This is a genomic window from Mesorhizobium sp. M0862 (assembly GCF_040319795.1).
Taxonomy (GTDB): Bacteria; Pseudomonadota; Alphaproteobacteria; order Rhizobiales; family Rhizobiaceae; genus Mesorhizobium.
This window is the reverse complement of record NZ_JAMYOJ010000001.1, coordinates 150132-176193: the sequence shown is the minus strand read 5'-3', so window position 1 is coordinate 176193 and position 26062 is coordinate 150132. Positions and strand designations below refer to the sequence as shown.

The following is a 26062-nucleotide window of genomic DNA, read 5'->3' as shown; positions in this document are numbered from 1 at the left end:
GCAATGCCATGGCAACCGCAACCATAACAGCAGGAGGGGCGCCGGTGCCTGCCATGCCGGCGGTACCGACGACCATCTCGACGCGCCGCCTCATCGCCTTCCTGGCGATGGTGTTCGGCATGTTCATGGCGATCCTCGACATCCAGATCGTCTCAGCCTCGCTGGCCGAGATCCAGGCCGGCCTCAGCGCCAGTTCCGATGAAATCCCATGGGTGCAGACCGCCTATCTGATCGCCGAAGTGGTGATGATCCCGCTGTCGGGCTTCCTCAGCCGGATGCTGTCGACGCGCGTGCTGTTTGCAGGCGCCGCGGCCGGCTTCACGGCGGCCAGCGCGCTGGCCGCGACCGCCACCAACATCGACCAGATGATCGTCTACCGCGCCATCCAGGGCTTTATCGGCGGCGGCATGATCCCGAGCGTTTTCGCCGCCGCCTTCACCATCTTCCCGCCGTCGCGCCGCGCCATGGTGTCGCCGATGATCGGCCTGGTGGCGACGCTGGCGCCGACCATCGGCCCGACCGTCGGCGGCTATATCAGCCATGCCATGTCGTGGCACTGGCTGTTCCTCATCAATGTCATTCCAGGCATTCTGGTGACGGTCACGACCTGGACCCTGATCGATTTCGACAAGCCCAATCTCGGCCTGTTCAGCAAGTTCGACTGGTGGGGCCTTGCCGGCATGGCGGCGTTTCTCGGCTGCATGGAATATGTGCTCGAGGAAGGTCCGAACCATGACTGGCTGCAGGAACAGGCCGTGTTCATCTGCGCCATCATCATGGTTGTCGGTGCGGCGCTGTTCTTCTGGCGTGCCTTCACCGCCGAGGAGCCTATCGTCGATCTCAGGGCCTTCACCAACGTCAATTTCGCCTTCGGTTCGCTGTTCTCCTTCGTCATAGGCATCGGCCTGTACGGTCTGACCTATCTCTACCCGGTGTTCCTCGGACGCATCCGCGGCTACGATTCCTTGATGATCGGCGAAGCCCTGTTCGTCAGTGGCCTGGCGATGTTCGTCACTGCGCCGATTTCCGGCATCCTGTCGAGCAAGATGGATTTGCGCATCATGATGATGATCGGGCTGTTCGGCTTCGCTGCCGGCACATGGTGGATGACGCATCTGACCGCCGACTGGGATTTCTGGGAATTGCTGATCCCGCAGATCCTGCGCGGCAGCTCGATGATGCTGTGCATGGTGCCGATCAACAACATTGCGCTCGGCACCTTGCCGCCGGACCGGCTGAAGAACGCGTCGGGCCTGTTCAACCTGACCCGCAACCTCGGCGGTGCGGTCGGCCTTGCCGTCATCAACACCGTGCTGATCGATCGCAGCGCCTTCCACTACGCCAGGCTGGCCGAGCATGTGGAATGGGGCAGTGCGGCGGCGCAGACCAAGCTGCAGAACATGACGCTCGACTTCCAGCAGACTCCCGGCCTCGACGCCACCAAGGCGGCGATCTCCAAACTGTCGGGCATGGTCCAGCAGCAGGCGTCGCTGCTGTCGTTCATGGATGTGTTCACCATGCTGACCGTGCTGTTCGCGACCATGGCGGTCTTCACCCTGGTCATCGCCAAGCCGGCGCCGCCCGCGGGCAGCGGTGGCGGAGGCCATTGAGCGCGCCGGACCCCCCGCCTGGCGCCCTCGTGTGTGACCCCGGAAATCACCCCCGATTTCCGGGGTCACGCTTAAGCATCGATCGTTATCAAGCTCCTTGGTCGAACACCCGGCGCGCTATGCTGCGGCAGGCGGCCCAAACCATTTGGTCAGCGAGTCGGTTAGCCCGGCTGCTTCAGGGCCGCCGACCCAGGCCACATAACCGTCAGGCCGGACCAGCACTGCGCGTGGGGCTTCGACTGCCCCCAGCACCGGAAGCTCCCATGCGCCATCGTAGCTGGCGTCGACCAGCTGAATCCGCTCCACCCACGGGCCGATACCAAAAGCGCCGGGCTCACCAAGATTAAGCAGCAGCGGCCGAGCGTCGTGCAGCAGGGCGAAAACCGGCAGCGGACCGGCAGCGGTGACGAGGTCGAGATCCGGCATGCGACGCCCCAGCAGCGGATGCCCCTCGCCAAGATCGTAGTGGATGTCCAGGCCGGATAACATGCCGGCAAAACGCTTGCGCGGTTCTTCCATGCCGAGAAGTTCCGACACTGTATCGCGCAGCGCTTTGGTGCGCTCGTCTTCGCGACGGAGCACGACCGACGCCATGGTGTTTTTCATCACACGCGCGGCAATCGGGTGGCGCTCTGCCTGGTAGCTGTCGAGCAGGCTTTCGGGCGCAGTTTTCCTGACCACCTGGGCAAGTTTCCAGCCCAGATTGACCGCGTCCTGCACGCCGGTCTGCAGCCCCTGTCCACCGTCCGGTGGATGCACATGCGCGGCGTCGCCGGCCAGCAGCACCCGCCCCTTGCGGTATGCGGCTGCCTGCCGGGTCATGTCGGTGAAGCGGGCCAGCGATGTCGGATTGTGGACGCCATAATCGGTGCCGTAGACGGCAATGAGCGCCTCGCTGAGATCGCGCAAAGTTGGCTCGCCGCCAGCCCCGACCTCGCGCTCGGTCACCAGCACCCGTACCGTATCGTCTTCCAGTCTGCTGAGGCCGTGAATTCCGATGGCATCGCGGTGGATACCCCATTGCGGCTCTTCTGTTACCTCGATCTCGGCGATCAAATTGCTGGTTGTCGGCTCGGAACCGGGGAACTCTATGCCCCCCGCCTTGCGCACGAGGCTTCTGCCGCCGTCGCAGCCGACGAGATAATCGGCACGAAGCGACCCGCCATCGCTCAGCGCGACATCGACGCCGCCGCCATCCTGCACGAAGCCTGTCACCTCGCGGCCACGGTAGACCGTGACGCCAAGTTCATCGACCCAGCAGGCAAGGATGCGCTCTGTGTGCTTTTGCCACAGCGCCAGCCCGTAATTGTGGCGGGTGGGGAAGTCGCTGATATCAAGCGAAACGCCGGCGAAGCCTGCGACCTGTGCGGTCTGGCCTTGCGACAGGAACCGATCGGCAATGCCGCGCTGGTCGAAGATCTCGATGGTGCGCGAATGCAGGCCGCCCGAGCGCGCGCCGGCGAGGTCCTGGTTCTCGCGCCGCTCGACGATGGCGACATCGATGCCGGCCAGGGAAAGCTCGCCGCCCAGCATCAACCCGGTCGGGCCGCCGCCGGTGATCACCACGGAATGGGATATTCGCGGCCGGTCCGCATCAACACCGTCGGTCGATTTGGCGCTCGATTTGGGCTCGCCGTCGCGAGCCCGTGCTTTGGTTGGTTGCATAGGTTCTGGCCCTCTCGTTGGGGCTGCGGAATCTACGCATAAAAAGCCGTCTGCCAATTCTTGAAGTTGACTGTTTTCGCCCCAGTTCAAGAGATAAGAGGCGGTCGTCACGCCGGCTCCAAATCCCCACCCCGCTAAAGACGCCGAACGGTCAGGCAGTGGCCGGCTTGAAGCTGAGCGCAACGCCGTTGATGCAATGGCGCAGGCCGGTGGGTGCGGGACCGTCATCGAAGACATGGCCGAGATGACCGCCGCAGCGGCGGCAATGGACCTCGGTGCGGGTCATGCCCAGCGAACGGTCCTCGGTCTTGCCGACGGCGTTGGCAATCTCCTGCCAGAAGCTCGGCCAGCCGGTGCCGGACTCGAACTTGGTGTCTGAGGGGTAGACCGGCAGGTCGCAACCGGCGCAGGCGAAAATGCCCTTGCGATGCTCGTTCAGCAGCGGGCTGGTGCCGGGATACTCGGTGCCTTCCTTGCGCAGCACGTTGAAGGCTTCGTCGGACAGGATGGCGTGCCATTCGGTGTCGGTCTTGGTGACCTCGAAGGTTTCGGCAGCCTTAGCGGGCCCGCCCATGCGCAACGTTGCCGCCGCGCCGGCCACGGCAGCGAGGGCGGCGCCGCTCAAAAGCAAATCTCGACGGTTCATGACAGAAATCCTCCTGCGGGTTGTTTTGCCAAATTTGGCCGCCACTGGAAAATCAAAAGCCGGTGACGGTTGTCCTGCAAACGAACGCTCCACACCGGCTCCGCGCTTGTTGCGGACGGGATGGAGCGCTCGGTCGTTTGCTCGGCCCACGGGGGCGGGGCCGCGCAATCTGCAGGAGCTTACCGCCTGTTCGTCGGCGGCAGGGGCTTTGTTACATCTTCGGCAGCAGGACCTTGTCGATGACGTGGATGACGCCGTTCGACTGCTCGACGTCGGCGATCGTCACATTGGCGACATTGCCGTTCTCGTCGGTCACGGTGACCTTGCCGCCATCAGCCTTGAGCGACAGCTCGCAGCCGCCGACCGTCTTGACCTTGTGGGTGCCGCCATCGGCCTTGGCCATCGAGGCGACATCGGCGCCCATCGCCTTGGCGCCGATGACATGGCAGGTCAGGATCTTGGTGAGCTTGTCCTTGTTCTCGGGCTTGAGCAGCGACTCGACCGTGCCAGCCGGAAGCGCGGCGAAGGCCTCATTGGTCGGCGCGAACACGGTGAACGGGCCGGCGCCCTGCAGTGTCTCGACCAGGCCGGCAGCCTTGACGGCGGCGACCAGTGTCGTGTGATCCTTCGAATTGACGGCGTTCTCAACGATGTTCTTGTTGGCGTACATGGCGGCGCCGCCAACCATCGGATTCTCGGCATAGGCGATTGTGGCGAGGGCGGAGACGGCAATGGTACCGGCGAGCAAAAGGGTGGCGATTCTACGCATAGTGTTCGAACTCCTCGGGGTTATTGTTTCCTCTTTCGGGAACATGAGGAGATACGGAATAGAACTGCCTGAGTTTCCGCGCGCCGGGAAAAATTTATCCTTTATTTTGTCGCCGAATTATCTCCGGAGATCGAATCCGTAATCTCCAGCAGCGTATCCAAAACGAAAACAGCGGAAGATGTACTTCCGCTGTCTTCATTGTCACGTCATGATCTTACGATTTATCAGATGCCCTTCAGGTCGCCCGCGGCAACGACCGGTCCGGTCGGCTGTCCCGTCGTCGAACCGCCCGTCGGCTCGACGCTGACAGCAAGCACGGCGCCTTGCGCCAGCTTCTGCTGCACGGCCGGGGTAACCGGGATATGGGCGACCTGGCCGGCGGGGATGACGCCCATCGAGACCGGAGCATTCTTGCCTTCGATCATCCACAGTTCGAAGTCCTTGCCGGCGGCGCGTTCGCCCGAAACCAGCGACAGGCCGACATCGCGGCGGGAAGCGTCGTAGACGACAAGGTATTTGACATCGCTGCCTTCGGCAGCCAGCGAGGCGACGAGGCGCTCCTGCGGCACGACGACCGGCGACCTGACGTAAGGCACGGCGACATAGAGCACCAGGGCCGCGAGAGCCGCTGCGGTGAGGCCGCGCCAGAAGCTAAGGCTGGACCACAGGCTGCCGCTCGGGGCCGTCATCGACGCCGCGGTGGAGGAGAACAGCCGGCGATCGATAGCCGGCTTGATGGTGGCCGGCGGCTCTACCTCAGCATAAGCGGCAGCCATCGGCGAGAGGTTTACTTCCCAGGAATCGACGAGACGGGCAAAGCCGGTCTCCGCGTCGATGCGTCCGGAGGCTATCTGGCGCTCATCCGCCGGCAGCACGCCGAGAACGTATTCGGCTGCGAGCAGGTCGTCGCCTCCACGTTCCGGTCCATTTTCTTCTGCCAGGGTCATCTTTCCAGACATTCTCTAAGTTTCAACAGGCTGCGGCGCAGCCATGTCCGCATCGTGTTGAGCGGAACCTTGTGACGTTCCGCGAGCTCGGCGTAACTTTCGCCGTTCAAATAAGCACCCCGAACGGCTTGCGCCCGGTCTTGTTCCAACTCTTCAAGGCACTGATAGATGCGCTCGGATTCACCGCCCGCAACAACCATAGCCTCTGGCCCCGGACCGGGGTCAGCCACGTCGAGCGCGGCATCGATATCGGCAGCAGGCTTGCGTCGCGACCGGATGCGATCAATCGCATGATTGCGTGCTATGGCCACCAGCCAGGAGATTGGGCTGAGATCAGAAACAGCGAAACGATCCGCCTTCGTCCACACTTTGACGAAGACCTCTTGCAGCGCTTCTTCCGCATCTCCGCGATCCTTCAATACACGAAGGCACACGCCGAAAAGTTTCGCACTGGTTTGCCGGTAAAGCAGATCGAACGCAGTCCGATCCTTCATCGAGGTCCGGACAATCAGGGTGGAGATATCCTGCGGCGTCATACGGACAAGCTAAGCGATCACAATTTATTTGCAAAGGCAGAAATCTTGTTGTCCACGCAAACGATGTCCGCGCCCGATCGCCAGTAATCGCCGGTCGGTGCCAAGGAAATCGGCTGTCGTTAGCCTCCCGCAGAAAGGGGAACAGCAATGTCGGCCGAACGGATGCTGTGGGAGAACGATGCGACCGGCTTGGCGGAGCTGGTGCATAGAGGCGAATCTCGCCGCCGGACCTTGTCGATGCTGCGAGCGCGCGCGCCGAGGCAACCCGATCATTGTGCATCCGCCGCTTGCCTGAGGCGCCATGGGCCCGAAGGGGGCCGACGAGCTCATCGAAAACCTGCTCGACAAATTGCATCTGACCCGTCTCTTGGAGATCAGATCCCTGTTTGGGCAATTGATGGACAAGAGCCTGTGGTTCACCCACCGGCCGGCGATCCAGAATGTCAGCGGCCAGCCGTCGATCGCGCTGCCGGTCCATGTCACCGATGCCGGCCTGCCGCTTGGCATCCAGGCCGTCGGCCGCCCCGGCGACGAGCAGGACGCTTTTGTCGCTTGCCGCGCAGATGGAGAAGGTTTCCGGGTGGCTGACGCGGCGGGCGCCGCTCAAGGTGCCGGCCTGATCCGGCAGATTTCATCATCGTGATAGCAAAGCTGTTTGCGGCCTGGGCCAATTCCCGCTAAGACGCCGCCGTCCTTACCCGCATCCAGGGAACCATGCCGATGACGGAGATCACCGCCACCGCCGAAATGCAGGCCGCCCTGCTCTCGCGGGCCCTGCCCTATATGCAGCGCTACGAGCACAAGACGGTGGTGGTGAAATATGGCGGTCATGCCATGGGCGATATCGAGCTCGGCAAGGCTTTCGCCCGTGACATCGCGCTGCTGAAGCAGTCCGGCGTCAACCCGATCGTCGTCCATGGCGGCGGGCCGCAGATCGGCGCCATGCTGGCCAAGATGGGCATCGAATCCAAGTTCGAAGGCGGACTGCGCGTCACGGATCAGAAGACGGTCGAAATCGTCGAGATGGTGCTGGCCGGTTCGATCAACAAGGAGATCGTCGCGCTGATCAACGCCGAGGGCGAATGGGCGATCGGCCTGTGCGGCAAGGACGGCAACATGGTGTTCGCCGAAAAGGCTCGCAAGACCATGATCGACCCGGATTCCAACATTGAGCGTGTGCTCGATCTCGGTTTCGTCGGCGAACCGGTCGAAGTCGACCGCACCCTGCTCGACCTGCTGGCGCGCTCCGAAATGATCCCGGTGCTGGCGCCGGTGGCGCCCGGCCGCGATGGCCATACCTACAACATCAATGCCGACACCTTCGCCGGCGCCATCGCCGGCGCCTGCCAGGCGACGCGCCTTTTGTTCCTGACCGACGTGCCCGGCGTGCTCGACAAGAACAAGAAGCTGATCGACGAGCTGACGGTGGCCGAAGCCAAGGCGCTGATCAAGGACGGCACGGTGTCGGGCGGCATGATCCCCAAAGTCGAGACCTGCATCGAGGCGATCGAGCGCGGCGTCGAAGGCGTCGTCATCCTCAACGGCAAGACGCCGCATGCGGTGCTGCTGGAATTGTTCACCGAACACGGCGCCGGCACGCTAATCGTGCCCTGATCGGCAACTGGCTTGGCGGCCAGTTGGTCGGCTGGCCAGCCCTTAGGCAGGCTGGGGCAGGCGCGCGATGACCTTTATCTCGAAGTCGAAGCCGGCTAACCAGTTGACGCCGACCGCCGTCCAATTGGTGTAGGGCGGTTCACCGAACACCTTCAGCCGAACGGCATCGATCACGGGCCATTGCGTTGGCGGATCGGTGTGGAAGGTGGTCACGTCGACTATATCGTCGAACGTGGCGCCCGTTGCTTTCAGCACTGCCGCGAGATTATCGAAGGCAAGCTGGACCTGCTTTTCGAAGACAGGTTCGGGCGACCCGTCCTCGCGGCTGCCGACCTGGCCCGAGACGAACAAAAGATCGCCCGATCGTATTGCAGCAGAATAGCGATTGATCTCATAGAGAGCCTGCCGGCCGGCAGGAAAGATTGCGTCACGTTTGGTCATTTTCTCTCCATTGTCCGGGTACTCACATACGTCCCGTATGCATGAGGTGGATACATACGCTGCGTATGTCAATACGCATGCGGTATTATCTACGAATGGCAGCGAGCCTGTCAGGGGCCGGCCGAGATCGCGACAGCCGCTTCGGCCGGCTTGCGCGACGGGCGCATGACGACCATGGATTCCTCATCGGCATCCTGCGGCGCGCCCCAGAACTCAGCCAGCGTCTGACCATCCTTGAGGCGGCGGTCGCGGGCCAGAAAACCCCAGACCTCGCGGAACCACACGCGGCGGCCCATTTGCGTGTACCAGCGCATCGTCGCGCCAGTGATAGGTCGGGAACACGCCGCCATAGATCACCAGCGTCGCCGGCTCGAGCGCCTTGACCATGCGGGCGATCGCGAGCGCGGTGGGATGCGCCGAGGTCGAGCCGGAGTGGCCGATCAGGATGCAATCGGGCTGGCCGCTGAGCGCATCGCGCACCAGCGTTTCCAACGGCATCGGCCCGAATTCGGCATCGACCAGCCGGACTTTATGGCCGGCGTCGATAAGCGGGCCGCCCAGTGCCAGCAGGCCGAGCGGTGGCAGATGGTCATCGGGCACGCGGCTGCCGATGGCGGTGTGCGGCGGATTGATCAGCACGATGTTCATGACGGACCTTTGAGCGACGGTCCGCATGGCGTAGCCGGCGTTTCAGTTTCGCATTTGGGCTCCGTTCAGCAGTTTGCGTGCAGCTTTTCCGCAGAAATGGCGATGCGTGTCCTACCGCCTGAGGTGGGCGAGCGGCACGTGGCCCGGGCCCTTGATGTTCTGCAGCACCAGCTGGGTGTGAACGTCGCGCACGCCGGCAAGGCGCATCAGGCGGTGCATGACGAAGGCGTTGAGTTCGTCGACCGACGGCACCATGACGTGCAGCAGGAAATCGTGGTCGCCGGTCATCGTCCAGCATGACGACACTTCGTCCATGCGTTGCACGGCGGCGATGAAGGTTTCGGGCGAACCGTCGCTGTGGCTGGTGAGGCGCACCTGGATGAACACCTCGACCATCAGGCCGACGGCGCGGCGGTTGAGCACGGCGGCAAAGCCCTTGATGATGCCGGCCTCCTGCAGCGCCTCGAAGCGGCGGGCGCAAGGCGTCGTCGACAGGCCGATCTCCTGCGCCAGTTCGGACACGGGCTTGCGTCCATCGCGCTGAAGAACATCCAGCATCTTGATCTCGAAATCGTCGAACTGAGGCATTTTCACTCTCTTTCAGCTTCTGCTTGGTGATTTTTACCTCAAATCATGGACCCAAGCCATCATCAAAGCTGAATTGCCTCGCCGGCCGCCGCTAGACTCTGCGGACAGATTCAAGTGTCACGATCAGGGGAGAAGAACCATGACGACGATGAGCGTTGCCGAATATGCCCGTGATTGCGCGGCGCAAGGCCTGCGTGGCGACTATTCAGTGTGCCGTTCCGACTTCACCGTGGCGCAGGGCTACAACTACAGCGCCGACGAACAGGCGGTGTGGCGCACGTTGTGCGACCGGCAGACCAAGCTGACGCAGAAGCTGGCGCACCATTCCTATCTCGATGGGATCGCCGCACTCGGCCTGCTCGACAAGATCCCGGATTTCGGCGCGGTCTCAGACAAGCTGCGCAAGCTGACCGGCTGGGAAATCGTCGCCGTGCCTGGCCTCATCCCGGCCGCGCCCTTCTTCGACCATCTCGCCAACCGGCGCTTTCCGGTGACCAACTGGCTGCGCACCAAGGACGAGCTCGACTACATCGTCGAACCCGACATGTTCCACGACTTCTTCGGCCATGTGCCCATCCTGACACAGCCGGTGTTTGCCGACTTCATGCAGATGTATGGCGAAAAGGCCGAGAGCGTGATTGCACTGGGCGGTGACGAGATGATCACCCGGCTCTACTGGTACACCGCCGAATACGGGCTGATACAGGAGGAGGGCCAGAAGCGGAAAGCTTTCGGTGCCGGGCTGATGTCGTCGTTCACCGAATTGCAGTTCGCCGTCGCGAGCCCGGACGCGCACCACGTGCCCTTCGACCTCGAAACGGTGATGCGCACCGGCTACGAGATCGACAAGTTCCAGCGCGCCTATTTCGTGCTGCCGTCCTTCGACGTGTTGCGCGATGCGTTCCGGACCGCCGATTTCAAGGCGATCATCGCCCGCCGCAAGGGGCAGCCGGCGCTGGATCCAGCGACGGTTTAGCAAATCCTAAAGGGTTTGCGCGGCACCTACCCCCACCCTTAATCCCTCCCCACAAAGGAGGACGGAGATCTCGTTGGCGCTGATTTCGAGGGTTTCGACACCAAGGCATGGGTAGCGCCGGCAGCAATCCTGTCGCGCCGTTCGCTTTTTTGACAATCAGACGGTAATGACTTCGTCACACCGTGGATGACTTCGTCACACCGTGATTACTTTGGTCAGATGGTCGCCTAGCCGGCAGGCAAGTGCGGTGATCGTCGTCGTCGGGTTGCATTCGCCCGACGTGCAGAACACCGACGAGCCGCCGACATAGAGATTGTCCATGCCGTGCACCTTGCAGTTGGCGTCGACCACGCTTTTGCTCACATCGGTGCCCATGCGCGTGCCGCCCATGTGGTGGTGGCCGGCCAGTTCCTCATCCGTCGGGTAGTCCTCGCCATTGGTCAGCCAGTCCATGATGCGGACGCGGCCGAGGTCCTTCTCGATCAGCGTCGTTCCGAACAGCTTGAGCCCCTCGAGGATGGTGCGGCGCTCCAACGGCGACTTCTTCCAGTGCAGCTCGATGCGCGGCACGCCGGCACGGTCGACATCGGTCTTCGACAATTCGATATGGTTCGAGGCCAGCGGCGCCTGTTCCCAGGCGACGTAGAGCTGGGCGGCGCAGCGCAGGTTCTGGCTGAGCTGGTAGGCGACCCATTCGGCGGCCTCGGGCGCGGTGCAGGCAAGGTCGGCAATCAGGCTCTTGACGCCGGCATAGGGCGTCTCGATCAGGCGTATGCCGAAATTCATGATCTGCAGCCGCTCCATGGCGGCGAGCGTCGGCGAGAAGAACGCCTCGTTGACGGCATCGACCTCGAACTCGCTGTAATCGGCCAGGATGGCATTGCCGCCCTCGAAGGTCGGGTGCTCCATCCAGTAGCGGCCAAGTGCCGTGGCGTTCGGCACCACGCCGCCATTCGAGCGCTGGTTCGACCATAGAAGCAGCCGCGAATTCTCCAGCCCGCCGGCGCAGACGATGAAATAATCGGCGCTGAAGGCGCCGGCATCCTTGCCGTTCGACCACAGCCTGGCGCCGGTCACTCGTTTGCCGTCCCCGGCAAGTTCGGTGGCATAGGTGTTGAGCACGAGCGCTATGTTCTTGCTCTTGTCGAGCTCGTCGGAGAATTTCTCGCCAAAGCGCACGGCCGGGCTCTTGATCAGCTGCACCCAGCGTATGTCGTCTGAAATCGGCACATCGGGCTTGAAGTCGGGAAGCTCGAGTATGTCGTGCAGCTCGGACAGATAGGGCTCGATGTCGGTCCGGGCGATTGGCCAGCCGGTGTCCGGCGCCCATGCCTTGGGCTCAAAGTCCTGCTTGTCGAGCACGCGGCACCAGCCGGCCCAGTGGTTCGACGACCCGCCCATGAAGCGCAGCCGGGTGATGTCGAGATCGAAATATTGATCGCCGACCGTGGAGCCGCGGTAGAAATCCTGCGACTCGTCGCTGAATTCGCGTGCGCCGGCCTCCAGCACCACGACCGGAATGCCGGCGGCGCCGAGCTTTCTGGCAATGGTGGTGCCGGCCGGCCCGGAGCCGAGAATGCAGACCTTGGGCTTGAAATCCGAGGCTCGAAACGCCTCATAGCTGTCGAATATCATGCCAGGTCGCTCCGCTTCAGGATCCAGCCATTGACCACGACGATCTCGTCGGGATCGGCCGGGGGGCGGTCGCTGTCAGGCAGCTTGCGAAAAAGCTGTAGCGCCGGCATCGCAATCAGCGCCTGCACGATGGTGCGGCGCGACATTTTCCTGATGAAGAAACTCATGACACGTCTCTGGATGGGGGCTTCGATCCACGCATGGCGTTCCCTGAACGGCACAGGTACCGGCCAGACATGCCATTCCCGTGCCAAGCCTTGCCTGTAAACGAGTTACAACCCGGTAAACGGCGCAGTTGCGTGGAAACAATGTTGGCGAACCGTTAACAGCCCCACCAACACCTAGGCAGCTTCGGAAATGTCCCGGTCGAGGATCGACAAATTGCGGCCGCGGTGCTTGGCCTCGTAGAGCCGGCGGTCGGCGGCGCGCATCAGGTCCGAGACATCGGCATCTTGCGCACAGGTGATGCCGCCGATCGAGACGGTCAGCGGCACCGTGCGCTCGTCGACCGGACGAAAGCGGACCAGCTCGACTTCACGGCGGATGCGCTCGGCCACGCGCCGGGCTTCGGCTTCCGTAGCGCCGACCAGGAAGGCGCCGAACTCCTCACCGCCAATGCGGCCGAGCACGTCGCCGCTGCGGACGCCGCGCTCGATGGCGCTGGCGATCAACACCAGTGCGTCATCGCCGGTCAGATGGCCGAAACTGTCGTTGATCGCCTTGAAATGGTCGGCGTCGATGATCAGCAGCGCGCCGCGATCGGATTTGCGCCGCGAGCCGTCCAACGCGGCAAAGAAGCTCTCGCGGTTGAGCATGCCGGTCATGTCGTCGCGGCTCGCCTTCGCCGACAGGCGCCGATGCGCGGCGGCGAGCTGGGCATGCGCGCGGGCGAGATCGCGATGCGCGTTTTTCAGTCGGTCGCTCTGCCAGAAGGTGCTGGCGCAGGCGATCCAGGCGAGCGCCAGCGGGCACACCGTCGATGTCAGCCAGACAGTGCGGTCGACCGGAAAACCCATGGCGGGAACGATGATCAGCGTCAGCAAAAGCGAGATGGCTACCGAGCCGAATGCGACCGCGGCGGACTTTAAGACTATGCGACTCATCGCTGGCTCCCACTGAACCGTCTCTGTGCCAGCAAGCCCTGAAGGCCACCTTTCCGTGATGGCTAAAATTTGAATGGTGAGCCCATTTTTACAACTCTAGATGCACATAGGTTGTGGATAAGCTCTACATCAGAAAGGGGTTCGAACGGCAGATATTTCATGCCATAAGGACGCCATGACCACGCTGCCCGATCCCGCCCGCTTCGCCCATGTCACCGACTGGGTGTTCGACCTCGACAACACGCTTTATCCGCACCATTCGAATCTGTTTTCGCAGATCGACGTCAAGATGACGGCCTATGTCGGAGAACTGCTCACGCTGCCGCGCGAGGAAGCGCGCAAGCTGCAGAAGGAACTCTATCTCGAATATGGCACGACGCTGAACGGGCTGATGACGCGTCACGGCATCGACCCCGACGATTTTCTCGAAAAGGTGCATGATATCGACTATTCGTGGCTGGTGCCGGATCCGGTGCTGGGCACCGCTATCCGCCAGCTGCCCGGCCGCAAGTTCATCTTCACCAATGGCGACCGCAGGCACGCCGAGCGCACCGCGCGCCAGCTCGGCATACTCGACCATTTCGACGACATTTTCGATATCGTCGCCGCCGGACTGACGCCGAAGCCGTCGCGGCAGACCTATGAGAAGTTTGCCGAACTGCACGCCGTCACCGGACACAATGCGGTGATGTTCGAGGATCTCGCCCGCAACCTCGAGGTGCCGAAATCACTGGGCATGACCACGGTGCTGGTGGTGCCGCGCAATTTCGAGCCGACCTTTGCCGAAATCTGGGAACGCGATCCGGCCAATGAGGACGACGTCGATTTCGTCACCGACGATCTGGCGACGTTTCTGACGGGGATAGTGGAGGGGGTGGAGGAATTGAGGAGCTGAAGAATTGAAGAACTGGTGAAAGGAAGACCGATCCGGACCTCCTTTTCCTCAATTCTTCAGTTCCTCAATTCCCGGTTCCCCTACTCCCCCAACTTGTAGAAGCGGCTGATGATCCCCCAGGCCTCGTCGGCGGTGTCGACAAAGTCGATGATATCCTGGTCGCCGGGCGTGATGGTGCCTTGTTCGGCCAGGAAATCGAGGTCGATCGCGCGCTGCCAGAACGCCTTGCCGAACAGGATCACCGGCACGCGTTCCATGCGGCCGGTCTGGATCAACGTCAGCGTCTCGAAGAACTCGTCCATGGTGCCGAAGCCGCCCGGAAACACCGCGACGGCCTTGGCGCGCATCACGAAATGCATTTTGCGGATGGCGAAATAGTGGAAGTTGAAGCACAGCTCCGGGGTCACATAGGCGTTCGGCGCCTGCTCGTGCGGCAGGACGATGTTGAGGCCGATCGACGGCGCGCCGACATCGTCGGCGCCGCGATTTCCCGCCTCCATCACGCCTGGGCCGCCACCGGTGACGACGACGAATTCGCGGTAGTAGGACGTGGCCGATTGCTGTGAGCAGAGGCGGGCGAATTTGCGCGCCTCCTCGTAATATTTGCTGTTTTCCTCGAGGTTTTTCTTCTGCGTCTCGTTCTTGGCGGCCCAGGCCTCGCCGCCGGGCTCGGGAATACGCGCGCCGCCGAACAGGATCACCGTCGAGCGGATGCCGCGCTCGGCCAGGATCATTTCGGGCTTCAAGAGCTCAAGCTGCAAGCGCACAGCGCGCAACTCCCGGCGCGTCATGAAGTCGGGATCGTTCCAGGCCAGCCGGTAGGTTTCGGCGCGAGTCTGCGGCGTGTCGGGCACGCTTTTCGAGCGCTCCAGATCCTCGTCCGAATGCGGCAGCGGCGTCCATCCCGCCTTTTCCATAGGAGTCATATGCTTTCTACCCGTCCCAACAGTTCACTTGCGCCGTCCCATGGCGCACCCGCGATTGACCCCCAATACGCCTTAACATAGGGTCCGCGCGACTTTCAAAACAAGGTTAAGGCCGACGGCCTTAACAGCGTGGTAACGGAGCGAATTCATGTCGAAGCCTGATCTGGCCAGCCTCGAAAAGACGATCGAGAAGGCCTTCGAGGAGCGCGACACGATTTCGACCGCGACCCGGGGCGAAACGCGCGACGCCATCCAGTCCTCACTCGACCTGCTCGACCGTGGCACCGTGCGCGTTGCCGAGCGCCAGGCCGATGGCAAATGGCATGTCAACCAATGGCTGAAGAAGGCGGTGCTGCTCTCGTTCCGGCTCTATCCGATGGAGATCATCAAGGGCGGCCCCGGCCAGGCGGTCTGGTGGGACAAGGTGGCGTCGAAGTTCGACGGCTGGAGCGCGGTCGATTTCGAGAAGGCAGGCTTCCGCGCCGTGCCGTCTTCGATCGTGCGCCGCTCGGCCTATGTCGCGCCGGGCGCGGTGCTGATGCCGTCCTTCGTCAATGTCGGCGCCTATGTCGATAGCGGCACCATGGTCGACACCTGGGCCTCGGTCGGCTCCTGCGCCCAGATCGGCAAGAATGTGCACCTCTCGGGCGGCGTCGGCATCGGCGGGGTGCTGGAGCCGATGCAGGCCGGCCCGACCATCATCGAGGACAATTGCTTCATCGGCGCGCGCTCCGAAGTGGTCGAGGGCTGCATCGTGCGCGAAGGCTCGGTGCTCGGAATGGGTGTGTTCATCGGCCAGTCGACCAAGATCGTCGACCGCGCCACCGGCGAAGTGTTTTATGGCGAGGTGCCGCCGAATTCGGTCGTCGTCGCCGGCTCGATGCCGGGCAAGGCCTTTCCGAACAACGAGCCGGGCCCTGGCCTCTACTGCGCCGTCATCGTCAAGCGCGTCGATGCCAAGACCCGGTCGAAAACCTCGATCAACGAACTGCTGCGTGATTGATCCTGTCCGAGCAACCAGAGCGCTCCAGATTGCCCAACACACCACCACTTCCCTGGCTTTTCTTCAGCCTCTCAGGGCGCGTCAGCCCAAGTGCCTACGTGCTCGCCGGGCTGCTGCTGGTGCTTGCACAGTTTTTCCCGCTCTACCAGTTGTCGAGACTGGAACCCGGCACCGCAACCAGCCAGAACTGGGCACTTGTGTTCTGGGTCGTTTTGCTGATCTCGACATGGTCGAGCTTTGCGGTAACCGCAAAGCGGTTTCATGATTTCGGCAAGCCGACTTATTACGCGTTGATCTCTCTTATCATCGGCCCCATTCTTCTCATCGTTCTAGCGTGTTTCCGCGGTGACCCCGGTCCGAACCGCTACGGCAAACGCAGCAACGCGCCGGCTGAACCATGAGCGCCGACCGGATATCTCGCCATGCGCTACCGCACGCTTGATCCGAAACTGATCATCGACACCGCCGAGCGGCTGGAAGAGCGCGTCGCCGAGCGTTTTCCCGATGCCGGCCTGCGCGGCGTCGCCGCCGAACTGGTGTCGCTGTCGCGCGACCTGGCCAAGGCGGCGCAGGCGCTGGAAGCGCCGATCTGGTGGCTGCGCGGCGCCATCGTCGCCGCTGTTGCCGCCGGCGCGCTGATCTTCCTATTCGTCGGCACCATCCTGCCGCTCATCCATATCTCGCAGGCCGACGATGCGGTGCAGTCGGTGCAAGGCATCGAAGCCACGATCAACATGATGATCCTTGCCGTGCTCGGCCTGCTGGCGCTGATCCGCACCGAGGAGCGCATCAAGCGCAAGCGGGTGTTTCGCCAGCTGCATGGGTTGAGATCGCTGATCCATGTCATCGACATGCACCAGCTGACCAAGGATCCGGCAGCATTGTCCGCCAATTTCAGGCCGACCGCGCATTCGCCGGCTCGCATCACCAATGCCGCCGACCTGGCGCGCTACCTCGACTATTGCTCGGAAATGCTGTCGATCACCGGCAAGATCGCGGCGCTGTTTGCGCAGTCCGTCAATGACGATGTGGTCATCGACGGCGTCAACGACGTCGAGAACCTGGCGTCCAACCTGTCGCGCAAGATCTGGCAGAAGATCACGCTGATCGAGAACCACCCGGCGGCGCAGCCCGTGCCGGCGCCAGGCCCGGCGAGCAAAGCGCCGGCTCCGAGGCGCGCACCGAAGCTGTGATGCGGCGGGCCCACGCGCCTGTTTTCGGGCTATGCGGGCCAAGGCCCGAGGCTCGCGGCAAGTAGACTATCCAGTGACGGCTTCCGGCGTCAGCCCGGGTGAGCCGCGCTTTTCCCGCTCGGCTTGCCGCACCAGCGCGGTGACCCGCTTCAGCAGAGGCGCCGGCGTGCCGGCCTTGTCGGCGAGGCTCAGGACGGCCCCCTGCAGGTCACCGATCTCGGTCGGCCGACCGCGCTGGAGGTCGTCCCACATGGACGAGCGCGCCTGCGGGTCGATGGCGAGCATGCGGCGGGCGACCAGCCGGAACAGCCAGTCCGGCAGCCGGAGCAGCTTCGGCAGCAGGCCGGGACGCAAGCCGCCGATCCGCGCCGGCGCGATATGTAACGCCTTCATCGCCGCCAGGGCCTCGTCGATCTGACCGGCCAGGATCCGCCGCCAGCGGCGGTCGGCAAGTTCGCTCGCCAGCGGCAGGCCGGACAAGGCGACAAGCGCGTTGTTGAGGTTGATCAGCAGCTTGCCCCACTGCACGGCCTTCATATCGGCACGCGTTTCCACGCCAAGCCCTTCGACATCGAGAAGGCCGGCAAGGCCGGTCACGCCATCTTCGATCATGACCTTGCCGTCGCTGGCGCGATGCACGTGAAGCGGCAAATTGCCTATGGCCGACTGGACGACATTGAACGGCACCATGCCGGCGAGTACAGTCCGGCCACCGAGCACGGCGCGTAACCGGTCGGCATTGCCGACGCCGTTCTGCAGGCTGACCACCACGACATCGCCACGCGCATGTCCGGCAACAAGCGACGCCATCTCCTCGGTAGCGCCGTTCTTGACCGCCACCAGCACCACGTCGGCGCTGGCGAGGGCAGCGGCGGGATCGGTGGTGACGGACTCCGGCCGGATGGATCGGTCGCGACCATCGAGATCGGTGATGCGCAGGCCACCGCCCAGCAAGGCCGTCGCAATGCCTGGCCGCGCCAAAAACACCACCTTGCGTCCGGCCAGCGCCAGGCAGCCGCCGACATAGCAGCCTATGCTGCCGGCGCCGGCAATGACGATGGTCTTTTCGGCGTTGGCCATGCGATTATCTCGTGTTGGCCTGCACTATACGACAGGAAAACCATAATGTCGGCGGCAGGACCGGTCATCATCTCTGGCCGTGACAGGCCTTTCGCTTTCGACTATCGCTTTGCCCATGAAACTGCCGACCGATCCCGCCGCCAACCTCGCGACCCTCATACGCTGCGCCTCCGTAACGCCCGCCGAGGGCGGCGCGCTGGCTGCCCTGGAAGGCATGCTGAAGCCGCTCGGCTTTTCCGTCGAACGCCCGGTGTTTTCCGAAGACGGCACCCCCGACATCGAGAACCTCTACGCGCGTCGCTCCGGCAATGGGCCGCATCTGATGTTTGCCGGCCATACCGACGTGGTGCCGGCGGGCGACGAGGCGTCGTGGACGCATCCGCCCTTCGCCGCCGAGATCGCCAAGGGCGAGATGTATGGCCGCGGCGCCGTCGACATGAAGGGCGGCATCGCCTGTTTCATCGCCGCCGTGGCGCGCCATGTCGAGAAAAAGGGTGGTCCGAAAGGCTCGGTCTCGCTGCTGATTACCGGCGACGAGGAGGGGCCGGCGATCAACGGGACGACAAAACTGCTCGACTGGGCGGCGGCCAGGGGCGAGAGATGGGACGCCGCGATCGTTGGCGAGCCGACCAATCCGGACACGCTCGGCGACATGATCAAGATCGGCCGGCGTGGCTCGATGTCGGGCAGTGTCACGGTCAACGGCCGCCAGGGCCATGTCGCCTATCCATTGCTCGCCGACAATCCGGTGCGCGGCCTGATCAGCCTGGTCGACGCCTTGCTGTCGCCCGTCTTCGACAAGGGCACGAAGGATTTTCAGCCGACCAATCTGGAAGTGACCTCGATCGATGTCGGCAACCCGGCGACCAATGTTATTCCGGCCAAGGCGACAGCCACCTTCAACATCCGCTTCAACGACACATGGACTGCCGAGACGGTGCAGGCCGAGATCCATAACCGCCTCGACCAGGCGGCGAAGCGCAAGAAATACCGGACCGGCAAGACGCCGGTCGACTACGAGCTGATCTGGCGCGACCGGCCGAGCCATGTCTTCCTGACGCGCGACGACAAGCTGATCGAGACGCTGCGCGGGTCGATCAAGGCGACAGTCGGCAAGGAGCCGGCGCTGTCCACCTCGGGCGGAACCTCGGATGCGCGTTTCATCAAGGACTATTGCCCGGTGGTCGAGTTCGGCCTCGTCGGCAAGACCATGCACATGGTCGACGAGTGCGTCGCACTGGCCGACCTCGAGACGCTGACCCAAATCTACCAGCGCTTCATCGATGACTGGTTCGAGCAGGGCTGATCATGCTTTCGGTTGACGAGACCTCTTCATCGCTTAACGGCGCCTGGCGGCTGATGCTCGGAAAGGCCGACGGCTTGCGGCTGCTCGACCTTTCGGCGGACGGCTTCTGGAATTCCTTCTTCGCCATCGTCGTCGCCGCGCCGGCGATGATCGTCGGCTGGGTCGGCACGGCCAACGAGATCGGCGATCCCAATGCGTTCGCCGGCCGGCTGGGCATGTTGATTCGCCTGGCGACCGTCGACCTCGGCTCGTGGCTGCTGCCCCTGGTTGTGCTTGCCCTGGTCGCATCGCGCGCCGGCATCGGCGACCGCTTCGTCCACTATGTCGTCGCCAGCAACTGGGCGTCGGCGATCACTGCCTGGATGCTGCTGCCTTCAGCGCTGATCAGGCTTTTCCTGCCGTCTGGCAACCCGGTTGCCGAATTGGTGTGGCTGGTTCTGGTGGTGCTTTCGCTGGTACTCTCCTGGCGGATGACCAACGCCGCGATCGGCAAGGGCGCGGCTGTCGGCAGCGCCGTGTTCGCAGGCATGTTGGTGGTGTCTCTGGCCGTGTTGTTCGGCCTGGTGGCGCTGCTCGGCATCACTGTGCCGACCGCCGCTCCGGCCTAGAACTTTTCCGGATAGTCTACACCGACGAGAAAAAGCCCGTCGGGCGGCGCCACCTGGCCGCAGGCGGCGCGGTCTTGTGCAGCGAGCGCGGCCTTGAGGTCGGCGGCGGTCCAGCCGCCGTCGCCGACGCGTTTCAGCGAACCGACCATGGAGCGCACCTGGTTGTGCAGGAAAGAGCGCGCCGAGGCCCTGACTTCGATCAGGTCGCCCTGGCGGCTTACATCGAGCCGCTCCAGCGTCCGCACCGGACTATTGGCCTGGCATTGCGTCGAGCGGAAGGTGGTAAAGTCATGTCGGCCGAGCAGGACTTTCGCCGCTTCGTGCATGGCGTCCGCATCGAGCCGCTTCGGCACCCACCAGACCTTGCCCTTTTCCATCGCTGCAGGCGCGCGCCGGTTGAGGATGCGGTAGAGATAGTGCCGTCCGGTGGCCGAGAAACGGGCGTCGAACTCATTGGGGACAACCGTGGCCTGCAGGATGGCGATGCGCGCGCCTGCCGCCTGCAGGTGCGCGTTGACGGCGTCGCGCACCTTGTCGTTTGGCCATGCCTTGGCGAGGTCGACATGCGCCACCTGGGCGGTCGCATGCACGCCGGCGTCGGTGCGGCCGGCGGCGCGTATCCGCACCGCCTCACCGCAAAATTTCTCGATCGCCTGCTCTATCGCCTGCTGCACCGAAGGCTGATCCGCCTGGTGTTGCCAGCCGGCGAAGAGGCTGCCGTCATATTCGATATCGAGACGAAAACGCGGCATACACCCTTCGTTCAGGCGGCGAGTGCGGTAAAGGCCTGGGCGTAGACCAGTTTGCCTTTTTCGGGTGCGTCACCCCAGGCCAGCGCCTGCAGCGCTTCGCCCTGATATTCGCTCTCGAACTTTTCGGCGCGCGCATGGCTGTAGCCGAAGCGGCCGTAATAGGCCGGATCGCCCAACACAACGGCGAGCGTCTCGCCGCCATCCCTGAGGCGGATATGCGCCTCGCGGATCAGCGCACCGCCAATGCCCGAGCCGTGGAACGAAGGTTCCACCGCCAACGGCGCCAGCGCCACGGCTGCAAACTGCTTGCCGCCGTTCTGGACGAACAGCCTGGAAAACAGGATGTGGCCGACCACCTGGCCGTCTTCTTCCGCCACCAGTTCGACAACGGCGTCGCCGCCGGTGACCAGAGCGTCGACCAGCCCGGCCTCCGCCTGCTGGCCGAATGCGTGTTCCTCGACCAGGCGTATGGCCTCGCGGTCCCGCGGCGTCGCGCCGCGTATCGACATCATGCTCATGAGAACTTCATTCCTTTTTCGATCTTGGCCCCGCGCAGAAACTCCTGCGCGGCAGCGGGCTTTCCGCCCGCCCGTTGAACTTCGACCAGCCTGACCGCGCCCGACCCGCAGGCGACCGTCAGCCGGTCATCGAGAATTCCTCCCGACTCGCCCATGCTTTCAGAAAGCGTGCCTTCCAAAAGCGTCGAGCGAAGCAGTTTCAGCCGTTCCGTGCGCCCGCCGATGTCGGCCTCGCACCAGGCGCCGGGAAATGGCGACAGGCCGCGAATGTGATTGTGGACCTCCGCAGCCGGGCGCGTCCAGTCCACACGTGTCTCCGACTTATCGATTTTCCTGGCGTAGGTCACCCCGTCAGCCGCCTGCAAAGTCGATGCCAGGGTATTTGTCTCCAATCGGGACAGCGCTTCCACCATCAGCGTGGCAGCAATATTCATCAAGCGGTCGTGCAGATCGCCGGCCGTCATGTCGGGCTCTATGGCGCATTTTTCAACCAGTGCCACCGGACCGGTGTCCAGGCCCTCTTCCATGCGCATCACCATCATGCCGGTTTCGACGTCGCCGGCCATAATGGCTCGCTGGATGGGAGCTGCACCACGCCAACGCGGCAAAAGCGAGGCGTGGCCATTGAGGCAGCCGAGGCGCGGAGCCTCCAGAATAGCCTTCGGCAACAGCAAACCATACGCGACGACGACTGCGACATCGGCACGCAACGCATGGAAAGCAGCTTGCTCGCCCTCGCCCTTCAGCGACAGCGGCGTGCGCACTTCGATGCCCAGCCGCTCAGCCTCGCGCTGCACCGGCGACGGTGTCAGCTCCAGACCGCGGCGGCCGGCGGCGCGCGGCGGCTGGGTGTAGACGGCTGCTATCTCGTGCTCGGCCTCGGCAATCGCGCGCAGCACCGGCACCGAAAACTCCGGCGTGCCCATGAAGATGACGCGAAGCGGCATTTTCGTCCAGTATCCTGTTCTGCGCGCGGCAGTCCGCTCAAGCGTCTGCTTCAAACGGGTTTACGATCTTGAGGTCAAGCTCTTCGAAGTCCCTGATATTGCGCGTCGCCAGCATAGCGTCGTGCGACAGGCAGATGGCAGCGATCATGGCATCGGAAAGGCTGATCGGCCGGCCGATAGTTTCCCGCATTGCCCGGAGCTTGCCCGCCAGACGGGGAATGGGACCGGCAAATTCGACGACACGTCCCGAAAACTGCTTCGAAACCAGGTGGTCAAGTGCACGGACGTGGCGGTCCGAGCCGGTCTTGTTTAGAAACCTTTCGGCTCCAAAGGACTGCTCCATGACAACAGGACCGCAGAGATAGAGGTCGAGCAGGTCCTGTCTGCGAAACCACTTAGCGACGTTTGGATCGGGCGCGGGCCGGCTCGCTTCCGAGACGACATTGGTATCGAGGATTATCACTCGAAATTCTCAATGGTGCGGCCAAAGTCGCGTTTCCGTTCCGCTTCGATCTCATCCATCATCTGCGCAAATTCGTCGCTGATTGCATTTTCCGAGGCGAAGGCAGCGCGAATCGCATCCCAAGCCGTGAGTCCAGGCTCGGCCTTGCCTTCTTTTTCCGCAACCATGCCTTTTCGCAATAAATCGATCGCCTTGATCGAGAGGCTTTGGCCGCCCTTGCGTGCCGCATGCTCGATTTCACGCTTCAATGGCTCGGGAATATCTCTGATCAACATATCGCCCATCGGAGTCTCCAGTCTGATATCAATGATATCACGCAAGGAAGCGTCTCTCAATAGGGGCGGGTCGAGAGGGATGTTGTGCGATGCGCGCCGAAAGCAGGGCTATCCCACCAGCTTGCCCGGCGCCTTGTCCTTGGCGAGCTTCTTGAACTTCTTGACCACCATGTCGCGCTTCAGCTTCGAGATGTGGTCGATGAACAGCACACCGTTGAGATGGTCGATCTCGTGCTGCAGGCAGGTCGCCATCAGGCCTTCGGCCTCGATCTCCTGCAGCTTGCCGTCGCGGTCGAGATATTTCACGCGCACCGAGGCGGGACGCTCGACCTCGGCGTAATAGTCCGGGATCGACAGGCAGCCTTCCTCGTAGACGGAGCGAGCGTCGGCGCTTTCGAGGATTTCGGGATTGATGAAGACATGCGGCGCCGGCGGCTCGTCTTCCTTGGCGAGGTCGATGACCAGCATGCGCAGCGGCTCGCCAATCTGGATTGCGGCCAAGCCGATGCCCGGCGCATCATACATCGTCGCCAGCATGTCGTCGGTCAGTTTGCGCAAAGGCGCGTCGACGCGTTCGACCGGTTTGGAGACCTGGCGCAGGATAGGATCGGGAAGGATGATGAGCGGCTTGATCGACATGGCGCCTCACCTAAAACGTCGCAGGAGAAGCGTCAACCGGTGCGAATCGGTCTCGTTCACGTTTTGATCTGTGCCAGGTCTGCGAATCGGCTATGCTGGCGGGATGAACGACCTGAGCACCATCCTTTCCGAACCCGTTGCCCGGCTTGGCGCGACGACGATCACGCTCGGCCATGCACTGGCCATCGGCGCGCTGGTGTTTCTCGGCCTGTTCCTGGCGCTTGTCGTGGCGCTGTGGCGATCGGCCAAGGCGCGCACCATCGCCGCGGCGGAAGCTGCCGACCACGCCCGCGACGCCGAGGCGCGGATGGCCGGCATTTTGCAAAGCCAGGCCGAGATGCAGGGCCGCATGGGCGCCATCGCCGACGTGTTCGGCGCAAGGCAGGCCGAACTCAACCAGTCGATCGGCCAGCGCCTCGACGCCATGACCGGCCGACTCGGCCAAACCATGACCGAACAGACCAAATCGACGCATGAGAGCCTCGCCAAACTGCAGGAACGGCTGGCGGTCATCGACACCGCGCAAGGCAACATTCAGTCGCTGGCCGGCCAGGTCGTGCAATTGCAGGCGATCCTGTCCAACAAGCAGACGCGCGGCGCCTTCGGCCAGTCGCGCATGGAGGCGATCGTCGCCGACGGCCTTCCGATGGGCGCCTACGAGTTCCAGGCAACGCTGTCAAACGGCAGCCGTCCCGACTGCCTGGTCAGGATGCCGAACGGTGCGCCGCAGCTTGCCATCGACGCCAAGTTTCCGCTGGAAGCCTGGAACGCCATCCGCGCCGCCGATGGCGCCGAACAACAGAAGATCGCGGCCCAGGCTTTCCGCCGCGACATCGAAATTCACGTCCGCGATATCTCGGAAAAATACCTGATCCAGGGCGAGACGCAGGACACCGCCTTCATGTTCGTGCCGTCCGAATCGGTGTTCGCCGAAATCCACGAGAATTTCGACGCCGTGGTCCAGAAGGCGCACCGGGCGCGTGTCATCATCGTCTCGCCGTCGCTTTTGATGCTGTCGATCCAGGTCATCCAGGCCATCCTCAAGGACGCCCGCATGCGCGAACAGGCGCATCTGATCCAGGGCGAGGTGATCCGGCTGATGGAGGACGTCGCGCGCGTCGACGAACGCGTGCGCCGGTTGCAGACGCATTTTGGCCAGTCGGCCAAGGATATCGACGAGATACTGGTGTCGACGTCGAAGGTGACCAAGCGCGGCCAAAAGATCGAAGCGCTGGAGTTTGGCGAAAACGAAGCCGAAGTGCGCGGTGGCGGACCCGCCAAGGCCGAAGCCGGGGTGCGGGTGGCGGATTCCAAGACGGGGCAGCTCAGGCTACGTGTCGTCGAAGGCGACGATTAAAGTGCGTCGCGCTGAAACGGATTCATACGACGCGCTTTAAGTCTTTGTTTTGATGAATGTCGTTGTCCCAGAACCGCGGCTCACTTCTGGGCAACATGCATTAGACCGTAGCCACCATCACGTGCGCCTGGATCTTGGCCGCAACCTCGCCGCTGCCGTGTCTGGCTGCAATCACGGACGCGGCGTGATCGGTTGCGGCTTCCAGTTTTCCTCTGGCCTCGATTTCGTTGCGAAGCGGAGTTCCCTGGCAATAGGCAACCGCCGGAAGGCGCGGCGAGGAGGCACGGCTTTGTTCGGCCCTCGTGTCGATCACCACACGGGAGAAACCTGCGGCTTCCAACTCGCCGCGGATCAATGCAGTGTCATTGTAGCCGTGCGGCGTGCGGGCGAGAAAGCGGGGCGGATCGTTCGGAAAAATCTCCGCAAGAGCATTCGTCACATCATTGGCGAATACATTCTCTTCAATGCGATCCCACACGTTGAACAGGAAATGGCCGCCGGTCTTCAGGACCCGCTTTGCTTCGCGATAGCCGGCGGCTCGGTCGGGAAAGAACATCGCGCCGAACTGACAGCAAACGAGATCGAAAGCCGCATCTTCGAACGGCAGCGCCAGAGCATCCGCCTGACGCCATTGTATACGACTGTCGGGAGCTTGTCGCGAGGCCGCGTAGTCGAGCATAGGCTGGTTGAGGTCGGTCACGACATAGCTTGCGCCGGGAGACAGTTTTGGAGCCAATGCGCGGGTGACAACGCCGGTGCCGGCGGCGACTTCCAGGACGGCGCCGGGCGACAAGGACGCTGCCCGTCGTGCCAAATCCGCGGCGAACGGCTCGAAGATCAGCGGCACCATGTAGCGGTCGTAGTTTTCCGGAATCGAGCCGGCAAACACTTTGTCCGTTTCCGACATTGCTATCCCCCGCCA

At 63.1% G+C, this 26062-nt stretch carries 30 protein-coding genes and 1 pseudogene; 11 read left to right on the top strand and 20 right to left on the bottom strand.

Features of this window, described 5'->3' with window-relative positions; genetic code table 11:
* The first annotated feature begins 8 nt into the window (after window positions 1–8).
* Window positions 9–1610 carry a DHA2 family efflux MFS transporter permease subunit gene (locus NKI15_RS00985; RefSeq protein WP_502898660.1) on the top strand — a complete coding sequence of 534 codons (1602 nt, stop codon included), beginning with the start codon at window positions 9–11 and terminating at the stop codon, window positions 1608–1610.
* A 117-nt stretch (window positions 1611–1727) separates the two neighbouring features.
* Here the strand turns inward: NKI15_RS00985 and NKI15_RS00980 are convergent, their stop codons facing one another.
* The 5 genes from NKI15_RS00980 to NKI15_RS00960 form a co-directional block, all read right to left on the bottom strand.
* Complete coding sequence (locus NKI15_RS00980) at window positions 1728–3275, bottom strand: FAD-dependent monooxygenase (RefSeq protein ID WP_023750785.1); 1548 nt, start codon at window positions 3273–3275, stop codon at window positions 1728–1730.
* A 151-nt stretch (window positions 3276–3426) separates the two neighbouring features.
* Window positions 3427–3921 carry a peptide-methionine (R)-S-oxide reductase MsrB gene (gene msrB, locus NKI15_RS00975; protein ID WP_023703789.1) on the bottom strand — a complete coding sequence of 165 codons (495 nt, stop codon included), beginning with the start codon at window positions 3919–3921 and terminating at the stop codon, window positions 3427–3429.
* Between the two features lie 211 nt (window positions 3922–4132).
* A complete protein-coding gene (locus NKI15_RS00970) occupies window positions 4133–4690 on the bottom strand; it encodes a fasciclin domain-containing protein (RefSeq protein ID WP_023693011.1) in 558 nt (185 codons plus the stop codon).
* 224 nt (window positions 4691–4914) lie between these two features.
* On the bottom strand, window positions 4915–5637 hold the full coding sequence (locus NKI15_RS00965; protein WP_023703790.1) for an anti-sigma factor: 723 nt from the start codon (window positions 5635–5637) through the stop codon (window positions 4915–4917).
* Window positions 5634–6173 (bottom strand): sigma-70 family RNA polymerase sigma factor, encoded by a 540-nt coding sequence (locus tag NKI15_RS00960; RefSeq protein WP_023673234.1) that lies wholly within the window; start codon window positions 6171–6173, stop codon window positions 5634–5636. Before NKI15_RS00960 ends, NKI15_RS00965 begins: the two co-directional genes overlap by 4 nt.
* 301 nt (window positions 6174–6474) lie before the next feature.
* Between NKI15_RS00960 and NKI15_RS00955 the strand changes: the two genes are divergently transcribed.
* Together NKI15_RS00955 and argB are read left to right on the top strand one after the other, a co-directional pair.
* Window positions 6475–6816: an amidase family protein gene (locus NKI15_RS00955; RefSeq protein ID WP_023703791.1), complete on the top strand. Its 342-nt coding sequence runs from the start codon at window positions 6475–6477 to the stop codon at window positions 6814–6816.
* Between the two features lie 77 nt (window positions 6817–6893).
* Window positions 6894–7787 (top strand): acetylglutamate kinase, encoded by an 894-nt coding sequence (argB, locus tag NKI15_RS00950; protein WP_013528489.1) that lies wholly within the window; start codon window positions 6894–6896, stop codon window positions 7785–7787.
* Window positions 7788–7829: 42 nt separating this feature from the next.
* Here argB and NKI15_RS00945 read toward each other — a convergent pair whose 3' ends face one another.
* The 3 genes and pseudogenes from NKI15_RS00945 to NKI15_RS00935 all read right to left on the bottom strand — a co-directional run bounded on the left by NKI15_RS00945 (window position 7830) and on the right by NKI15_RS00935 (window position 9464).
* Complete coding sequence (locus NKI15_RS00945; RefSeq protein WP_023748261.1) at window positions 7830–8228, bottom strand: RidA family protein; 399 nt, start codon at window positions 8226–8228, stop codon at window positions 7830–7832.
* Between the two features lie 315 nt (window positions 8229–8543).
* Window positions 8544–8876: pseudogene (locus NKI15_RS00940) on the bottom strand (cobalamin-dependent protein); the annotation flags it as partial.
* Window positions 8877–8987: 111 nt separating this feature from the next.
* Window positions 8988–9464 carry an Lrp/AsnC family transcriptional regulator gene (locus tag NKI15_RS00935; protein WP_023687465.1) on the bottom strand — a complete coding sequence of 159 codons (477 nt, stop codon included), beginning with the start codon at window positions 9462–9464 and terminating at the stop codon, window positions 8988–8990.
* A 139-nt stretch (window positions 9465–9603) separates the two neighbouring features.
* On the opposite strand from NKI15_RS00935, the gene phhA reads away from it, so the two are divergent.
* A complete protein-coding gene (gene phhA / locus NKI15_RS00930) occupies window positions 9604–10440 on the top strand; it encodes a phenylalanine 4-monooxygenase (protein WP_023748259.1) in 837 nt (278 codons plus the stop codon).
* 195 nt (window positions 10441–10635) lie between these two features.
* Here phhA and NKI15_RS00925 read toward each other — a convergent pair whose 3' ends face one another.
* The 3 genes from NKI15_RS00925 to NKI15_RS00915 form a co-directional block, all read right to left on the bottom strand.
* Window positions 10636–12075, bottom strand: coding sequence for a GMC oxidoreductase (locus NKI15_RS00925; protein WP_023805801.1), 1440 nt, complete (start codon window positions 12073–12075; stop codon window positions 10636–10638).
* The gene (locus NKI15_RS00920; RefSeq protein ID WP_023673226.1) at window positions 12072–12242 is read right to left on the bottom strand and encodes a hypothetical protein; all 171 of its coding nucleotides are present in this window, start codon (window positions 12240–12242) and stop codon (window positions 12072–12074) included. The genes NKI15_RS00925 and NKI15_RS00920 overlap by 4 nt, the downstream gene beginning before the upstream one ends.
* Before the next feature lie 174 nt (window positions 12243–12416).
* Window positions 12417–13178: a GGDEF domain-containing protein gene (locus NKI15_RS00915; RefSeq protein ID WP_023681345.1), complete on the bottom strand. Its 762-nt coding sequence runs from the start codon at window positions 13176–13178 to the stop codon at window positions 12417–12419.
* 175 nt (window positions 13179–13353) lie between these two features.
* On the opposite strand from NKI15_RS00915, the gene NKI15_RS00910 reads away from it, so the two are divergent.
* Window positions 13354–14073 carry a pyrimidine 5'-nucleotidase gene (locus NKI15_RS00910; protein ID WP_023687469.1) on the top strand — a complete coding sequence of 240 codons (720 nt, stop codon included), beginning with the start codon at window positions 13354–13356 and terminating at the stop codon, window positions 14071–14073.
* 80 nt (window positions 14074–14153) lie between these two features.
* Here the strand turns inward: NKI15_RS00910 and NKI15_RS00905 are convergent, their stop codons facing one another.
* Window positions 14154–14999 carry an LOG family protein gene (locus tag NKI15_RS00905; protein ID WP_023681343.1) on the bottom strand — a complete coding sequence of 282 codons (846 nt, stop codon included), beginning with the start codon at window positions 14997–14999 and terminating at the stop codon, window positions 14154–14156.
* Window positions 15000–15147: 148 nt separating this feature from the next.
* Between NKI15_RS00905 and dapD the strand changes: the two genes are divergently transcribed.
* From dapD to NKI15_RS00890, 3 genes are read left to right on the top strand one after another with little or no spacing between them, the layout of a single operon-like run.
* Window positions 15148–16002 carry a 2,3,4,5-tetrahydropyridine-2,6-dicarboxylate N-succinyltransferase gene (gene dapD / locus NKI15_RS00900; RefSeq protein ID WP_023673222.1) on the top strand — a complete coding sequence of 285 codons (855 nt, stop codon included), beginning with the start codon at window positions 15148–15150 and terminating at the stop codon, window positions 16000–16002.
* Window positions 15999–16403, top strand: coding sequence for a DUF805 domain-containing protein (locus NKI15_RS00895; protein ID WP_081725464.1), 405 nt, complete (start codon window positions 15999–16001; stop codon window positions 16401–16403). Before dapD ends, NKI15_RS00895 begins: the two co-directional genes overlap by 4 nt.
* A gap of 21 nt (window positions 16404–16424) precedes the next feature.
* Window positions 16425–17195: a hypothetical protein gene (locus NKI15_RS00890; protein WP_023673220.1), complete on the top strand. Its 771-nt coding sequence runs from the start codon at window positions 16425–16427 to the stop codon at window positions 17193–17195.
* Window positions 17196–17261: 66 nt separating this feature from the next.
* On the opposite strand, the gene NKI15_RS00885 is transcribed toward NKI15_RS00890, so the two are convergent.
* Window positions 17262–18275: a 2-dehydropantoate 2-reductase gene (locus NKI15_RS00885; protein ID WP_023687471.1), complete on the bottom strand. Its 1014-nt coding sequence runs from the start codon at window positions 18273–18275 to the stop codon at window positions 17262–17264.
* A gap of 115 nt (window positions 18276–18390) precedes the next feature.
* On the opposite strand from NKI15_RS00885, the gene dapE reads away from it, so the two are divergent.
* Together dapE and NKI15_RS00875 are read left to right on the top strand one after the other, a co-directional pair.
* Entirely contained in the window at window positions 18391–19581 is a 1191-nt protein-coding gene (gene dapE, locus NKI15_RS00880; RefSeq protein ID WP_352514329.1) for a succinyl-diaminopimelate desuccinylase, read from the top strand.
* A 2-nt stretch (window positions 19582–19583) separates the two neighbouring features.
* On the top strand, window positions 19584–20189 hold the full coding sequence (locus NKI15_RS00875; RefSeq protein WP_023673217.1) for a hypothetical protein: 606 nt from the start codon (window positions 19584–19586) through the stop codon (window positions 20187–20189).
* Here the strand turns inward: NKI15_RS00875 and truA are convergent.
* From truA to def, 6 genes are all read right to left on the bottom strand, one after another.
* The gene (gene truA / locus NKI15_RS00870) at window positions 20186–20941 is read right to left on the bottom strand and encodes a tRNA pseudouridine(38-40) synthase TruA (protein ID WP_023681338.1); all 756 of its coding nucleotides are present in this window, start codon (window positions 20939–20941) and stop codon (window positions 20186–20188) included. The genes NKI15_RS00875 and truA overlap by 4 nt on opposite strands.
* A gap of 11 nt (window positions 20942–20952) precedes the next feature.
* The gene (locus NKI15_RS00865; protein WP_023673215.1) at window positions 20953–21459 is read right to left on the bottom strand and encodes a GNAT family N-acetyltransferase; all 507 of its coding nucleotides are present in this window, start codon (window positions 21457–21459) and stop codon (window positions 20953–20955) included.
* Window positions 21456–22406: a methionyl-tRNA formyltransferase gene (fmt, locus tag NKI15_RS00860; protein ID WP_023703799.1), complete on the bottom strand. Its 951-nt coding sequence runs from the start codon at window positions 22404–22406 to the stop codon at window positions 21456–21458. Before fmt ends, NKI15_RS00865 begins: the two co-directional genes overlap by 4 nt.
* 37 nt (window positions 22407–22443) lie before the next feature.
* Window positions 22444–22869 carry a type II toxin-antitoxin system VapC family toxin gene (locus NKI15_RS00855; RefSeq protein ID WP_023703800.1) on the bottom strand — a complete coding sequence of 142 codons (426 nt, stop codon included), beginning with the start codon at window positions 22867–22869 and terminating at the stop codon, window positions 22444–22446.
* Window positions 22866–23153, bottom strand: coding sequence for a hypothetical protein (locus NKI15_RS00850; protein WP_023696043.1), 288 nt, complete (start codon window positions 23151–23153; stop codon window positions 22866–22868). The genes NKI15_RS00855 and NKI15_RS00850 overlap by 4 nt, the downstream gene beginning before the upstream one ends.
* Window positions 23154–23252: 99 nt before the next feature.
* Window positions 23253–23783 (bottom strand): peptide deformylase, encoded by a 531-nt coding sequence (gene def / locus NKI15_RS00845; RefSeq protein ID WP_023732764.1) that lies wholly within the window; start codon window positions 23781–23783, stop codon window positions 23253–23255.
* A gap of 103 nt (window positions 23784–23886) precedes the next feature.
* On the opposite strand from def, the gene NKI15_RS00840 reads away from it, so the two are divergent.
* The gene (locus tag NKI15_RS00840) at window positions 23887–25140 is read left to right on the top strand and encodes a DNA recombination protein RmuC (protein WP_023710397.1); all 1254 of its coding nucleotides are present in this window, start codon (window positions 23887–23889) and stop codon (window positions 25138–25140) included.
* A gap of 100 nt (window positions 25141–25240) precedes the next feature.
* Here the strand turns inward: NKI15_RS00840 and NKI15_RS00835 are convergent, their stop codons facing one another.
* On the bottom strand, window positions 25241–26047 hold the full coding sequence (locus tag NKI15_RS00835) for a class I SAM-dependent methyltransferase (RefSeq protein WP_352514328.1): 807 nt from the start codon (window positions 26045–26047) through the stop codon (window positions 25241–25243).
* Window positions 26048–26062 lie beyond the last annotated feature (15 nt).